Source organism: Lampropedia aestuarii, from assembly GCF_004803635.1.
Lineage (GTDB): Bacteria > Pseudomonadota > Gammaproteobacteria > Burkholderiales > Burkholderiaceae_C > Lampropedia > Lampropedia aestuarii.
The window spans coordinates 298,090-310,276 of record NZ_SSWX01000002.1; the positions used below are offsets into that span (position 1 = coordinate 298,090).

20 protein-coding genes are annotated in these 12,187 nt (G+C 55.7%); 14 read left to right on the forward strand and 6 right to left on the reverse strand.

Going from position 1 to position 12,187, the window contains the following annotated elements; translation table 11 throughout:
* Positions 1 to 32: 32 nt before the first annotated feature.
* Positions 33 to 260 (forward strand): hypothetical protein, encoded by a 228-nt coding sequence (locus E8K88_RS17980; protein ID WP_168797228.1) that lies wholly within the window; start codon positions 33 to 35, stop codon positions 258 to 260.
* A 278-nt stretch (positions 261 to 538) separates the two neighbouring features.
* Here the strand turns inward: E8K88_RS17980 and E8K88_RS02675 are convergent, their stop codons facing one another.
* From E8K88_RS02675 to E8K88_RS02695, 5 genes are read right to left on the reverse strand one after another with little or no spacing between them, the layout of a single operon-like run.
* Entirely contained in the window at positions 539 to 994 is a 456-nt protein-coding gene (locus tag E8K88_RS02675) for a hypothetical protein (RefSeq protein WP_136405093.1), read from the reverse strand.
* Entirely contained in the window at positions 985 to 1,797 is an 813-nt protein-coding gene (locus E8K88_RS02680; RefSeq protein WP_240754282.1) for a hypothetical protein, read from the reverse strand. The genes E8K88_RS02675 and E8K88_RS02680 overlap by 10 nt, the downstream gene beginning before the upstream one ends.
* Positions 1,794 to 2,858, reverse strand: coding sequence for a hypothetical protein (locus E8K88_RS02685; protein WP_136405094.1), 1,065 nt, complete (start codon positions 2,856 to 2,858; stop codon positions 1,794 to 1,796). The genes E8K88_RS02680 and E8K88_RS02685 overlap by 4 nt, the downstream gene beginning before the upstream one ends.
* On the reverse strand, positions 2,855 to 3,559 hold the full coding sequence (locus E8K88_RS02690; RefSeq protein ID WP_205880005.1) for a phage antirepressor KilAC domain-containing protein: 705 nt from the start codon (positions 3,557 to 3,559) through the stop codon (positions 2,855 to 2,857). Before E8K88_RS02690 ends, E8K88_RS02685 begins: the two co-directional genes overlap by 4 nt.
* The gene (locus E8K88_RS02695) at positions 3,556 to 3,843 is read right to left on the reverse strand and encodes a CII family transcriptional regulator (RefSeq protein ID WP_136405095.1); all 288 of its coding nucleotides are present in this window, start codon (positions 3,841 to 3,843) and stop codon (positions 3,556 to 3,558) included. Before E8K88_RS02695 ends, E8K88_RS02690 begins: the two co-directional genes overlap by 4 nt.
* Positions 3,844 to 4,241: 398 nt before the next feature.
* On the opposite strand from E8K88_RS02695, the gene E8K88_RS02700 reads away from it, so the two are divergent.
* Both E8K88_RS02700 and E8K88_RS02705 read left to right on the forward strand, forming a co-directional pair.
* Positions 4,242 to 4,472, forward strand: a complete 231-nt coding sequence (locus tag E8K88_RS02700) for a hypothetical protein (RefSeq protein WP_136405096.1) — start codon at positions 4,242 to 4,244, stop codon at positions 4,470 to 4,472.
* 272 nt (positions 4,473 to 4,744) lie between these two features.
* Positions 4,745 to 5,275: a DUF4337 domain-containing protein gene (locus E8K88_RS02705; protein WP_136405097.1), complete on the forward strand. Its 531-nt coding sequence runs from the start codon at positions 4,745 to 4,747 to the stop codon at positions 5,273 to 5,275.
* Here E8K88_RS02705 and E8K88_RS02710 read toward each other — a convergent pair.
* On the reverse strand, positions 5,266 to 5,526 hold the full coding sequence (locus E8K88_RS02710; protein ID WP_136405098.1) for a hypothetical protein: 261 nt from the start codon (positions 5,524 to 5,526) through the stop codon (positions 5,266 to 5,268). The two genes, E8K88_RS02705 and E8K88_RS02710, sit on opposite strands and share 10 nt — an antisense overlap.
* A gap of 83 nt (positions 5,527 to 5,609) precedes the next feature.
* Between E8K88_RS02710 and E8K88_RS02715 the strand changes: the two genes are divergently transcribed.
* From E8K88_RS02715 to E8K88_RS02765, 11 genes are all read left to right on the forward strand, one after another.
* Positions 5,610 to 6,257, forward strand: a complete 648-nt coding sequence (locus E8K88_RS02715; RefSeq protein WP_136405099.1) for a S24 family peptidase — start codon at positions 5,610 to 5,612, stop codon at positions 6,255 to 6,257.
* A 1,040-nt stretch (positions 6,258 to 7,297) separates the two neighbouring features.
* Positions 7,298 to 7,585, forward strand: coding sequence for a hypothetical protein (locus E8K88_RS02720; RefSeq protein WP_136405100.1), 288 nt, complete (start codon positions 7,298 to 7,300; stop codon positions 7,583 to 7,585).
* Between the two features lie 46 nt (positions 7,586 to 7,631).
* Entirely contained in the window at positions 7,632 to 8,051 is a 420-nt protein-coding gene (locus E8K88_RS02725; protein ID WP_136405101.1) for a hypothetical protein, read from the forward strand.
* A 30-nt stretch (positions 8,052 to 8,081) separates the two neighbouring features.
* Entirely contained in the window at positions 8,082 to 8,936 is an 855-nt protein-coding gene (locus E8K88_RS02730) for a DUF2303 family protein (RefSeq protein WP_136405102.1), read from the forward strand.
* Positions 8,937 to 9,085: 149 nt separating this feature from the next.
* Positions 9,086 to 9,274, forward strand: a complete 189-nt coding sequence (locus tag E8K88_RS02735) for a hypothetical protein (protein WP_136405103.1) — start codon at positions 9,086 to 9,088, stop codon at positions 9,272 to 9,274.
* Between the two features lie 128 nt (positions 9,275 to 9,402).
* Positions 9,403 to 9,780, forward strand: coding sequence for a hypothetical protein (locus E8K88_RS02740; RefSeq protein WP_136405104.1), 378 nt, complete (start codon positions 9,403 to 9,405; stop codon positions 9,778 to 9,780).
* Between the two features lie 184 nt (positions 9,781 to 9,964).
* On the forward strand, positions 9,965 to 10,363 hold the full coding sequence (locus tag E8K88_RS02745) for a hypothetical protein (RefSeq protein WP_136405105.1): 399 nt from the start codon (positions 9,965 to 9,967) through the stop codon (positions 10,361 to 10,363).
* Positions 10,356 to 10,694, forward strand: a complete 339-nt coding sequence (locus E8K88_RS02750; protein ID WP_136405106.1) for a hypothetical protein — start codon at positions 10,356 to 10,358, stop codon at positions 10,692 to 10,694. The genes E8K88_RS02745 and E8K88_RS02750 overlap by 8 nt, the downstream gene beginning before the upstream one ends.
* Positions 10,691 to 11,200: a hypothetical protein gene (locus E8K88_RS02755; protein WP_136405107.1), complete on the forward strand. Its 510-nt coding sequence runs from the start codon at positions 10,691 to 10,693 to the stop codon at positions 11,198 to 11,200. Before E8K88_RS02750 ends, E8K88_RS02755 begins: the two co-directional genes overlap by 4 nt.
* Before the next feature lie 64 nt (positions 11,201 to 11,264).
* Positions 11,265 to 11,468, forward strand: coding sequence for a hypothetical protein (locus tag E8K88_RS02760; RefSeq protein WP_136405108.1), 204 nt, complete (start codon positions 11,265 to 11,267; stop codon positions 11,466 to 11,468).
* Complete coding sequence (locus E8K88_RS02765; RefSeq protein WP_136405109.1) at positions 11,465 to 12,097, forward strand: hypothetical protein; 633 nt, start codon at positions 11,465 to 11,467, stop codon at positions 12,095 to 12,097. Before E8K88_RS02760 ends, E8K88_RS02765 begins: the two co-directional genes overlap by 4 nt.
* The last annotated feature ends 90 nt before the right edge of the window (positions 12,098 to 12,187 follow it).

A 12,187-nucleotide genomic window follows, 5' to 3' on the forward strand; every position in this document is an offset into this window, starting at 1 on the left:
CAGTGCCCAACCTCCCTAATTTGATCTCTTGTTTGCCTGGCCATTTCGTGGCCAAGCTCGATATGTGCAGACCGTCCACCTGGGACAAGTCGGTATTGGTCAAATGCGGCGTGGCATCCCTCAATGCCTGGGCGCGTGCAGCACAGCGGCATGGCACGGCGGTCATCGACTTTCAGGCCCATACCCTTACCGTCATTCTCGTGGGCATGCTGGCTATAGCCATGAACTCCGCAGAAGGCGCATGGGAGCGCAGCCACTAAGCGGCGGTATGGCTCACTTCGTAGCGGCTTCTCCTTCGATATTGAGGCAAGCACCTCAAAAGCGAGCCCAGGCCTTGCGGCTTTGGCCAGCACCCTGATCCCGTTCTTCTCGTTGAAACGGGCAGTGAATTCCGCGGACTGTGTGGCGCGCATTGCATTTTCCGCAAGTCGCGTTTCGCGGTCGGCCACTCTCATAGAGTCGCCAAAGCTGAATGACTTGCGCGCGAAGCCGGACCGTTTCAGCCCCTTGGTGCCGGGATTCATGGGCTTGGTGCGATTCAGCATGTGCGCCCCTTCAAAGCAACTGAATTGCGAAACTTCCACGCCACCATTGCTGCGTCGCGCTCGTGCTGGTTGCACCGCTTTGTCCAGCCGGTGATGCGGCCAAATGCCGGCGCGGCGACCTTGGCACCTTTGACTGTTGGGCTAACGCCATGGGCGGGAATGCCCATGTCAGCGCAAAGCGAAGCGATCAAGGAGCACCACGCATCGACCTGCCCAACACTGCGCGCAGTGGCTAGGGCCGCGCCATATGCGCCCTTCTGCCTGGCATTCCAGAGCCTTGTTTCCAAACGGCTGTCCTCGAACAACACGCTCGGCGAAGCAACAGCGCGTTCGCGCAAGAAACGTTCAAGCTGGAACGGCTCAATGGTCAGGAGCTCCACCAGCTTGCCGCTGTCGTACGCAGCAACACCGGTGGCAGCGCCTGGATCAATCCCGAGAATCAGGCCCATGACTCACCTCCTGTGGACTGTTCTGCGGCCATGCACTCGTCTGCCCGCCGCTGCGCTTCAGCCTTTTTCTGGTTCAGCTCGTCTGCCGCGCGTTTACGCTCAGCTTCCTTTTTGGCTTCATGCCTGCGGGCACTCTCATTCAACTCTTTGCGCATAGCAGCGAATCGCTCGCGTGTGTCTGGTGGCATCGTGCTTTCGGGCTCAATCCGGCCAGTCAGCAAGGCGACGGGGTTGAACGTGGGTGCGGGCAATGCAGGATCAATCTCTTGTGCGGCGCGCTCGGGTGTGATGTAGCCCAGCGAAAGCGCTCTCTCGATAGCCGGGTTGCGGCACTGGGCATCCCAGCCAATCGAGACAGTGACCACCGGCAGGGCTTTGGCTTCTTTCGCAGCGCGCACGATGCGCTCATAGGCCGACACAAACGCATTGCGGGCACCAAAATTGTCATTGGCCTTGGCCAGTGGGCTCGCCACCAGCCAGGCGTCGGCCATTTCGTTTGTCCAGACCACCGTGTTGCGCTCGTCGAGCGAAGTCAGCGCGATAGCCCAGGCCTCGTGCGCTGTGGGGCGGCCAACTGCGTCATCAATGCGGTCGAGAATGGCCTTGGCAGTCAATCGCCCTGCGTGCTCGGCGCGCACACGGCTCAATGCGTGAGCGACGACCTGTTGCGGGTAGCTGCTCAGGTCGGTGGCCAGCATCGCTGCAGCTGTTGGGCTCAGTTGCTGGCCCAGCAGCTCAGCAGTGCCGATCAGTTGCTGCACCAGCCACACATCCATGGCCTCAGTGTTTTGCGGGTTGGTCATGCCGTGGTCCCTCCTTGTTGCTGCGCACGGTTCGCACGCATGATGGCCACCGCTTCTCCGGCGGCGTCAAAGTTCGATTGGGTTTGGTCGATCTGCTGGGCGCGAGTGCTGGTCATCGACTGCCCCGTCTCGCATTGCGTGGCCCACTTCTCGGCGTCGGCCAGCAGCAGCTTCACCGGGTGCATTTGCTTCACGATGAACTCCTCGTTCACGCGGCGCACGTAGTGAACCGCGACACGCGGCGCACGGTCCACGCCAAGCCGGTCAACCAACCGGGCCATTTGGCCCGCTACGGTTGCGTTCCAGATTGGCCAGCTGTGGTAGCGGCGCTGGTAGGCCAGCGCGTATGCAATCCAAGCCTTGTGAGTTTTGGCACCATCGCCGGGGTAGCGCAGCTCACCGGGGATTTCGTAGACCGTGCCGTTCGGCGCAGTGATAACCATGGCGGCCTGCGATTCGGGCGCTGCTGACGGCGCCGAAGGATTTACTGGCTCAGCAGTTGTGACAACCCCATCAACGGGGTCACCCTCTCGTCGTTCACGACGTGGGGGTGAATAAATCTCTGCAGTAGTCTTTGCAGTAATCTCATTCAGTAATCTATCTTTGTTATCCAATTGCGCTTTTGTCGCTCCGCGAACTGCGTTTTTGTCGCACGGCGAACTGCGTTTGGCGTTGCCCGCGAACTGCGTTTGGCGCATTTCCCCAATTGCGCTTTCGTCGTTCGGGAATTGCGCTTTCGTCCATGCCTCGAACGCGGCATCGACAGCTTCCAGATCCAGCTTGAAATAGATGCGGTGCTGCAGGCGTTTGTGGGTTTCTTTCAAAAAACCCAGCTTGGCCAAATGTTTGCGCGCGGTCGCTTGCTCGCGGTATGAAAGGCCTGTTTCCTCTGTCCATTCCTCTGAGCTTTTGAACACACCACGCTCGTCGTCATTGCGGCTTTGCCAGTAATGCAACTGAGTGAAAAAGATGGACGAATTGATGCTGCCAAAGAACTTGGACAGCTTTGGGTAGTACGCCAGCGCTCGGCCAACGTTTGCAAGTGAAAGGGATAAACTCACGATTGCACCCCACTTGCCTGCGCTTTTGCGGCTTGATACTTGCCCCATTCACCAGCAACCCAGTTAACCCCTTTGGGCGTGAATCTGGTGGCGTTGAAAGCATGGTCGTTCTGGCTGGCCACGCCAGCCTTGACAACAAAGCGGCCAGCGTCGATGTGGTTTTGGTACGCAGCCCACTCTCCACCTAAGCGGTACATGATTTTTTCGTCCTGCAACCAGGCACGGAATTCGTGCTCGTTTGCATTCAGCAGCTTGGCAACCTGCCGGAAGCCCTTGGCGCCGTTTGCGGCAACGTAGCGGTCGACATATTCGACCTTGGGCGCGGCCAGCGCTAATTGCTCGGCCTGTTGCTCAATCTGCTCAGCTTGGTCTGCTGCCAGGCGCAGCGCCTGGGCCATCGTCTTGGGCAGGCTTGGTGCTTGCTGGGCCTCCAGTTCTTGCCAGCGATCAATCACCCGCGCGCGGTGTTCGTCGCTATAGCCAGACACCACCAGGTGGGTGTCGCGCTCAATCAGGTCGTAAACCTCAATCGGGCGTCCTCCCGTATCCTCGCGGCGAGTTTTACGACTTGATCGTAAAAGACCCTTTTCAAACAAACGCTCGATAGTGGCCACAACATCGTTGTGCCGCGCTTCAACCAGTTCGGCTATTTCGCGGCTGCTCATAGTGGCCACCGCCACTGAAACTGCTTGCCCTGTCATACCGAGCCTCCCATATGTGGAATTCCACGGGCAGCGGCATGGCGCAAGACCTGCAAGTCAGTTTTGCTGATGACGAAGTGGTCTTTACCCAAAATATTCAGGTTCAGCGCGGCAATAAAAAGGGCAATGTTTTCAATGTTTTCGTTCTTCAAACGCGAAATCGTGGACTCGGACGTGTTCATCTTGTCAGCTACACGGGCTTGGCCCATGTCTGCAAGAGCGTTGCGCAAAGTGGTTTCGATCTTGCGTGCGCTTTCACGCAAGTCTTGAGAAACTTCAGACATGGCAAGACACCTTCATAAAAATTTCAAATTCATAGACTCCAAGGGCACAAAGGCCTTGCGCGTAAGCACGCGCCTGGATTTGGTAACGGGGGTTCTTTGGACTTTTGGTCATGCACAGACCCAAATGACTGCAGTGCCCAGCACAAAGGTGGCAAGTACCAGCACGCCGCGTCGATTCGGCGTGCTATCTGGAACTGACGCGGGATTGAGATCAGCAAGCGCTGCAAGCAACTTGCCGCAGTTGCAGTGCCTCCCGAAGTGGGCGGCGCAGTCGTCAATGTGGATTGCATCGGGAGTGTCTTGCTCAGCCATTGACAGCAGCCTCTCGATTACGGGTGCCCACCACCTCCTGGGGCAGAATGGAAGCTCCTACACAACCATCCCCAGGAGGGGTAGACATGGAAAAACAATTGCTAGAAGAGCTACGCGAAATCAAGATGCTGTGCATAGCCAACTTCATAGAGCTGCAGGAAATACGCAGCAAACTGAACATTGCCGAGACAGACCCAAAGGATCGGTACGCATACGCCGACCAACTGGGCGGACATATGGCGGTAATGCAAGAAAAAATTCGAGGATTGATCAAGGCCTATCCCCACTTCCAGGGCGATTTAGCCGAGAAAAGCTGAATCGCTGCTCGCTTAGGACACGGCCACGCTCCTTGGCGAGCAAGTTGCGCGCACTATCGAGCACTGACTCGGCTCTCGCCAAAGAGAGGCCTTCAAGTTGCTCAAGGACAGCGTCTATCTGGCGGTTAAATTCGGCCAACTCTTCCTTGGAAGGCCATTTGTCGTCAGCGGCGGTTTTATGCATTGCTTGCAGCCTCCTTGGTAGGGCGGGCGCCCGTTTCAACAGAAAATGCAGGTTCCTCAACACGCAAATTTCTATCGAAAGGGCTCCCATGCTCAGTGAAATCAGTCTTGCTCTCACAGCCATCACTGGCGCGAAAACAATTACCGAAGGGCTTGTCGCGGAGAGAGATGCCGTCAAGATCAGAACAGCGACCTCCGAACTCCTTGGACTCCTGATTGATGTGCAGGGCACACTTCTTGCATTGCAGCGCGATCAAGCAGTGCTCAACGAAGAGCTTGCGCGGCACAAGAAAGAAAAGTCGGAACTTGCCGATCGCCTGAAACGTGTTGAACGTACGCGCCAGGAGTACACCGACTATGAAAGAGTTCTTGTTGCGGGCGGCCATTGCGTTGTCTACGCCGCAAAGCCAGATGAACATAGAGTGCGGCACCCGCCCTACCTGTGTGCAACATGTTTCGAGGCCGATCAGTACTCGACGTTGAGCCTTCAAATGGGTACGCAAAAGAAACCCGGCAGAAAACTCGTTTGCCCTGCATCTGCACTTCACACGCTTGCGCTTCCACGTGGAAGCTGGACGCCAGAGAACCTTTGCCCTGTGGAAAAAAGCGTTCAACCTTGATTGCATGCCGCCCCCTTTTGCTGGGAGGCCGGCCTGCATGCTGTTTCCTTGGGCTCAAGGCGGGGATTGCGAGCTTTTTTAACAGACACACCCAAAAATAACTTTGGATGATCGAGCTTCACTCGTGGAGGAATGCCTCGCTCAATCCAGTTGTGCACGCGCTGAGCGCCTCCAGCACGCAAGTCATAGCCAAGCAGTTCGGCCAGCTTTGAGGCACCGCCATAGTGTTGAATAAGTTCAGCATCAGTCATAACCGACATTAAACACTATGTTTTAGACCGATGCAACAGCACGTTTAAACGTTTTGTTGAAAAATATGCATATGACCCCTACCATGACGCGCCTCTATCAGGCAATTGCATACCTGACCGGGAAATCCGAAGTGGGACCAACTGACGCTGCACATTTTTTGGGGCTGCCAAACTCGCAGACCGTCAAAAATTGGGAATCACGCGGCCCTTCAAACGAGGGAATGGTTGCGATTGCTCTCAAAGGGGTGAGTTTGGGTTGGCTGCAAACGGGTAGCGGACCCATGCTTCCTAGCCTTGCTAACGTTGAGCCAGGGCCAAGCCTAAGAGGCGGCGACGTGCCTCTTATTTCCTGGGTGCAAGCAGGCACATTCTGCGAAGCCATTGATACATATACTGTAGGCGACGCCGAAAAGTGGCTTGTATGTCCCGTACCGCACAGCGAATCAACCTTTGCACTAAGGGTTCGCGGCGACTCGATGACTGCTTTTGGCGGAGGACGCAGCTATCCAGAGGGCAGCATCATTTTCATTGACCCGGAGCGCCGCAGCCCAACAAATGGTGATCGCATAGTGGCCTGCTTAGAGGACAGTCCAACGCATGAAGTCACATTCAAAGTCTTCAAAGACGAAGATGGCAAAAAGTGGTTGATGCCTCTCAATCCAATGCACTCACCAATCAGAGATAAGTTTCGCGTTCTTGGCACTGTGATTGGCCAATGGATTGACGACTAGCTAGCATTTATCTCGAGCGCCAAGCCCGCACTACGCGGGTTTTTTTTCGCTCGAATTAAGTGCATTGTGAGAATTTCCACTAAAGAACCAAACACAATGTTTAAACATTACGTTGACACACTGAAAAACATGGTGTTTAATTATTCCATCGCAACAAAAGCGATGGGCACCAAGCGATCGAGCCGCATGCCTCACTCTCTTTAGAACGCCGCATGCAGCAAGCGGCCAATAAATGACTGCACTCGCTCTACTACTTGCAAGCCGCCCGGATGGGGTCACGGTGCAGCGATCTGGGAAAGGCCTGGCGAACCCCACACACCGGGGTCATCAAGAATAGGTAGTTGAGGCGCGGCGCCAAGAAAAGAAAAACCGATGGGTGAAGACGACCCAGCACAACGGTCATGCTGGTTGGAATCCCGGCCTGGTCTTCGCAAGAGGGCCATCAAGAATGCTCGCACTGGCAGCAATGCCCGGCGGATAAGAGCTGCGGGCATTCTTGAGAGGAGTAGATAGGTTGAGGCGGCGATGATGCAGCTGGTGATGAATTTAGCGGGAAAGCGGACTGGTTGCCCAGTCCGCCCCACACGGTCACAGCATAGAAATGATGAATGCAAAAATGCGCAAGCACGCAGCAACATCAATTTTTATGCTCACCTTCACTTGGACTTTCATGGAGTGATCCCTGAAAAGTCCCGTGGCCACGGGACGGTTAATCCCGCTGAACTTATTACGCGCTTTTGCTAGCGCGGCCAGATGCTTACCTAGGATGGGCTTCTGGCATCGGCTTAATGTTGGCGTGCAATACCCTTGTCGCCGAGCAGGCAGCCTGCATGGCACCGCCATGCAGATTGCATACCAACACCGCACCTTAAGCGGCTTGACAGGCCGCAGTGCGCTGCGTCTACAGCGCATTGTGATTGTCGCAGATTCGCTGCCTCAACCTATCTATTTCTTGACTACAAGAACGCCAGCAAATCAATGGCTTTTTATTCTGGCCCTCAGCAAAACAGCTCGCGGGCCTTTTTCATTTCAGGGGCTTCATGGACGAAGAAAACACACAAAGCGCCAGTACCAAGAAAGGCATCAATTCCCTGAGTGATGATGAATTTCAGCGATTTATCAGTACTGGCAAAACAATGAACATCAAGCAGATAAATGCAAGGCTTGGTGGCCCTTTCGTCACTGCAGGACTGATTGAAACCCTTCGAATCGAGTCCCGCAAAGAGCGGGCTGCAACACACATCGCGGCAGATCACTTTCACAAGCTGGCCGCCCGGCTCGCTGCACACATCCTTACGCAATCTGGCCGCTCCACTGAGGAAGCCTGATTTACCCACCTGCCCGCATTACGCGGGCTTTCTTTTTGGAGGCCACATGGCTCAAAAACTCATAAACCCCACCAAGAAGGTGGATCGCAAATCGTTTAGCGAATTCCTCAGTGCACTGCCCGACCTAGAGGCAGAGCTGACTGATGCGCTGAATGACATGGTGCACGCCAGCACTGAAACCGGCAAGCTCAGCGAGCTGAACTTGAAGATCAAGATGAAGCCCCAGGGGGGCACATCAGGCCAAGTCGAGCTTGATATGGACGTGAAAGCCAAACTGCCCCAGCCTACACGCGGCAAAACCCTCATGTTCGCCACCCCAGACAACAACCTGCAGCGCGAGAACCCAAAGCAGCAAACGCTGGAAGGCCTGCGCACACCAGACCAGGAGGCGCAGGCCCAAACCATGGCGGCACTGCGCAAAGCGCCAGCCGATGACGCTAAGGCACCCCTGCGCGCCGTCAACTAATTTCCAACCGTCCATTTCATAGGAGATCCCATGGATCTGAACGAAACCAATACCGAGACAGTCGCTAAGGATGTCTTGGCTGCTTGCAATCAATCAATCCGCGAAGTCGGCGGAACGCCACTCATGGTTTTGCCCGCAGGCTTCACCGTGGCCAATTTGAGTAAATACCTCGACAAACCCACGCGCAAGAGCGGCACAACTGTGCTCAACGATGCTGCATCCTTCATTGCCGTGGTTGTGGAGCAGAAAGGCGCACAAACGCACTTGTTCAGCACAATCAGCCCGCCCTCCTTCACGGCCGTGTTCAATTCAAATGCGGGTGAAGCGGGCTATGGCGACCACCGTGCCACCTACAACGCCCCAATCTCGCCCGAGTGGGGTGAGTGGACGAAGGTGGACAAAAAGCACATGAACCAGGTGGAAATGGCGCAGTTCCTAGAGGCCAATATGGTCGATGTTGTGCATATCGCGGCTGATCTGCCAAACCGCGAGCTTGGCAGCCCGGACGGTGCAACACTGTTGGAAATCTGCCGTGCGCTGGAAGCCAAGAAGAACGTGGAATTCAAGAGCGCCGTGCGCCTGGGCGATGGCTCCACCCAATTCACCTACAACGAAGAAGTGCGAGGTACAGCATCCGTTGCGGGCGGCACTCTGGAAATCCCTGCTCAATTCTCCATCGGCGTGCCGGTGTTTGAGAACGGCGAGAAGTACCGCCAGGACGTGCATTTCCGCTACCGCATTCAGGAAGGCGGCAAGCTGGTGATGTGGATCGAGCTGATCCGCGCGCACAAGGTGATTGAGGATGCAGTCAAGCAGATGCGTGCACACATTGCGGAAGCGACTGCGCTGCCTGTGCTGAACGGTACAGCGCCAGCAGCCCGCTAATTCACCCAGCTCCATCCACAAGCCCGGCCCCGCGCCGGGTTTTCTCATGGGCTATGACCAGAGGGCGCGCGCTGCTAGCCGCGTCCTGTGTTGATACCCCAAACCACCCGGCCCGCCATGTTGCGGGCTTTTCTATTTCTGAGGCATCCATGCACAAAGACCAAAAATACGAGCCGCCATCGAATTGCTACCAAGGCGTGGAGCTTCGCTTGAACCCAGGCATAGACCCCGAGCGCCTGCGCGCATTCACCCTCCCCAGCCGCGTGGGCGACCAACTCCACTACCCCGATGGCCGCATTGAGGCCTTCCCTTACCCCAGTAAAGAGGCTAAGCCATGAATGCACCAGCGCCAGCACCCACCCCGTCAAACGATCCCGTCAAGCGCTGCGCAAGCTGTGGTGCTCCTGTCCCTTCTGAGCCCACTGAGGGTGAAGGCCTGCCCTGTGGGCATTGAAGGGAGGAAAGCATGTCAGAAAACCAAACACCGCACGGCAATGCACAGCCGATTGAGTCCGTTCTGATTGATGGCACCGCGTATGCCGTGCCCGCGCCCGTGGCTGCCGAGCTGCTGCGCCTACACCTTCTGCTAAAGGAAGGTGAAAACCCTGTTGCTGGCCAAAGCCGCTTTGGCAGCGAACTATGGGGCTTCTGCACGCATGAGCACGTTCGCATGGTTCTTGCCAACCCGCGATATGCCGCTGATGGCTATGAGGCTCGATACCTCTATACGCGGCCCCATGTTCCAGCACCCCCACCACCGCAAGTGAACATCCTTGCTGAAATCGAGCGCCATGCCAAAGCGCACATCATCGAAATCGAAAACTTACTCGCTCGCCGCTTCTGAAGCGGCTTTTTTATTGGAGAAAAGACATGTCACCAATCTTGAAAGCTGCACTGGTCGCTATCGGGGCAGTCGCCCTTATCGCTGCAATCTGGACAGCGGACGATGAAGCAAAAGCGCGCCAAGTCGTTGCAGCACTTGTTGCAGAAGCTGAGGCTGGGCGCCTGGTTGCCTATGAGGTTGCCCAATGAGTGAAAGCAACAAACCCGTCACTTTTGAAGCGTGGCGTATTACGTACCAGTCAGATCAACAAGCCCTGCGTGCACTGTGGACTGCGTTTACTGACCTCCAATCCAGCCATGTTGACCTGCAGGCTGCTCTCGCTGGCATGACTGGCCGCTACCAAGAACTGCTGCAAGAGCGCAAACCAGCACCGGCACCAGCGCCCATCCAAAAAGTTCAACTCACAAAAAACCAGCTGGCAGCGGTGATTGACTTCACCGATGAATCAGACGAGGTTGCTATTTACTGGAGTGAGGCTACAACAGCCCCTGAAACCGGCATTGTGATTCCAGCTGGCTATCGGGCATACCTTGTCGACCTCCCGGAAGATGGCTTTTTGCCGCTGGGAGACGGTCATGGTTGAAATCAACTTGTTCGCCCTGCTCAACTGGTTTGCGCATGGTTTTTTCTTCGGTTGCGGGTTTGTGGTGGCGGTGATGCTCACTTGCTTGATTTGGCATTTCCTCAAGTGGCTTGGTCTGGATGACAAGCCAAAGAAGGCAAATGCCGCGCAACCTGTATCACCAGTGCTTTACGCCAGCCCTGAGCAACTGGCCGCATTCCAAGACAAGGACTCGAAATTCGGTTCATACCTTCCATTGCGCAAAACGCCCGTAGGCAAATTCACCCAACCTCTCTATACCAGCCCACCAAGCGCCAGCAGCGCGGATAGCCAAGGAGACACTGAATCATGAACCGCGAACAGAGACGGCTGGCCGCGAAGCTGGCCAAGAACCCACCCAAACCCCAACGGAGCCGAAAGCTGTTCAGCATAGCGCCGCTCCACATGATGAATGACTGCCGCACCTACGCAGAAGGCGAGCTGACTCTTGATCACATCAAGATCCGCACATGCTTTGCCCGATTGCGGGACGGGAGCGGAAACGATGATGACTTCAACCGGGTGGCAGTGGCGATCAATTTGGCAAAGGTACGCGCACTTGAGATTGATGAAATCTTGGCCGATAGCATCGAAGTTGCGCAGGACGCGATGATGCGCTGCAAAGCCAGATTTTATTCGCATGGACGCTTTGGCTTTGATGGTCCGGGCCTGCAAGCAGTGCTTAATGCACTCGATGCAAACGAAGAAATCGTGCAAAACAGCTCACCACGGCAAATGGAAAAAGCCCTGCATGTCGTGCGCGACGTGCTCGCTAGTGCGCATCGCAAAGGCCCGCGAATGTCAGAAATCATCATGTGATCGACCATCATGAAATACATACCCGAGCCCGCACCAAGCGGGCTTTTAATTTTCTGGAGCCCGCATGCTCAATGAATTCTTGCGCCTGGCCGGCCTGGCGATGTTCGCTTTCTTGATGTTCTTCGCCGCAATAGTCGCAACAAAACAAACCTTCGGCCAGCAATGCACCAGCACCTACCCCGATAGCAAAGCACATCAATCTTGGTGCACAACGGTTTTGGCCAGAGGCGTGACACCAGCTTATTTAGTGAAGGATAAAGCGCCATGAGCGATTACGACCCAACCCAAGAGAAATTCGACAAGGACATGGCCAATGGCGTCATGGAGGTGCTGCGAGACGATGGGATCTATCGTCATCTGCGCTTTCGCAAGCTGGGCGGTGGCTTTGTCTGGTTCGACATCGTGACCTGGCCAGGCAGCCTGGTAATCACCGGTGATTGTAAGACCTTCACGTTTCAGCGCTTGGATGACATGTTTGAGTTCTTCCGCTCAAGCGGCAAGAGCATCAATCCTCAATACTGGCAGGAGAAGGTTGTGGATGGCCGCGACCGCGCTGAGTCGTTTGACTGGGACACATTCCGTGCCCAAGTCATGGAGGAATTCCAGCAAGGCACCGAGGACTGGGGTTATGACGACCAGCAAGAGGCACGCGAAGCCCTTGAGGTCGACCTCGACACAAGCCCGGACGAATTCGGCGGCGTCGATGTCCTGCGCAATTTTGAGCACACGGATAGCCGGGGCGTAATTTTCTCGTTTGACCTGAGCGAAGGAGCGCCCGATGGCAAGAGCTGGAATTTCCACTACATCTGGTGCTGTCGGGCAATCGTTTGGGCCATTTTTCAGTACGACAAATTGAAGATGGACAAGGCCTTGACTGCATACAAGGGGTCGATTTGAAGATGACGATTCACATTCGCCCCGCACTTCGCCAGAGGCGCTTTGAGACTTTTCGCGGCTCAAAATACCTGAAATCAGGGATATGAAGAA

Coding starts and splice junctions, on each gene's coding strand:
- E8K88_RS02750 (WP_136405106.1), top strand. CDS start 10,356: ATGGTTGAAATCAACTTGTTCGCCCTGCTCAACTGGTTTGCGCATGGT.
- E8K88_RS02710 (WP_136405098.1), bottom strand. CDS start 5,526: ATGACTGATGCTGAACTTATTCAACACTATGGCGGTGCCTCAAAGCTG.
- E8K88_RS02765 (WP_136405109.1), top strand. CDS start 11,465: ATGAGCGATTACGACCCAACCCAAGAGAAATTCGACAAGGACATGGCC.
- E8K88_RS02760 (WP_136405108.1), top strand. CDS start 11,265: ATGCTCAATGAATTCTTGCGCCTGGCCGGCCTGGCGATGTTCGCTTTC.
- E8K88_RS02700 (WP_136405096.1), top strand. CDS start 4,242: ATGGAAAAACAATTGCTAGAAGAGCTACGCGAAATCAAGATGCTGTGC.
- E8K88_RS02730 (WP_136405102.1), top strand. CDS start 8,082: ATGGATCTGAACGAAACCAATACCGAGACAGTCGCTAAGGATGTCTTG.
- E8K88_RS02725 (WP_136405101.1), top strand. CDS start 7,632: ATGGCTCAAAAACTCATAAACCCCACCAAGAAGGTGGATCGCAAATCG.
- E8K88_RS02675 (WP_136405093.1), bottom strand. CDS start 994: ATGGGCCTGATTCTCGGGATTGATCCAGGCGCTGCCACCGGTGTTGCT.
- E8K88_RS02735 (WP_136405103.1), top strand. CDS start 9,086: ATGCACAAAGACCAAAAATACGAGCCGCCATCGAATTGCTACCAAGGC.
- E8K88_RS02695 (WP_136405095.1), bottom strand. CDS start 3,843: ATGTCTGAAGTTTCTCAAGACTTGCGTGAAAGCGCACGCAAGATCGAA.
- E8K88_RS02720 (WP_136405100.1), top strand. CDS start 7,298: ATGGACGAAGAAAACACACAAAGCGCCAGTACCAAGAAAGGCATCAAT.
- E8K88_RS02705 (WP_136405097.1), top strand. CDS start 4,745: ATGCTCAGTGAAATCAGTCTTGCTCTCACAGCCATCACTGGCGCGAAA.
- E8K88_RS02755 (WP_136405107.1), top strand. CDS start 10,691: ATGAACCGCGAACAGAGACGGCTGGCCGCGAAGCTGGCCAAGAACCCA.
- E8K88_RS02745 (WP_136405105.1), top strand. CDS start 9,965: ATGAGTGAAAGCAACAAACCCGTCACTTTTGAAGCGTGGCGTATTACG.
- E8K88_RS02715 (WP_136405099.1), top strand. CDS start 5,610: ATGACGCGCCTCTATCAGGCAATTGCATACCTGACCGGGAAATCCGAA.
- E8K88_RS02690 (WP_205880005.1), bottom strand. CDS start 3,559: ATGACAGGGCAAGCAGTTTCAGTGGCGGTGGCCACTATGAGCAGCCGC.
- E8K88_RS02740 (WP_136405104.1), top strand. CDS start 9,403: ATGTCAGAAAACCAAACACCGCACGGCAATGCACAGCCGATTGAGTCC.
- E8K88_RS02680 (WP_240754282.1), bottom strand. CDS start 1,797: ATGACCAACCCGCAAAACACTGAGGCCATGGATGTGTGGCTGGTGCAG.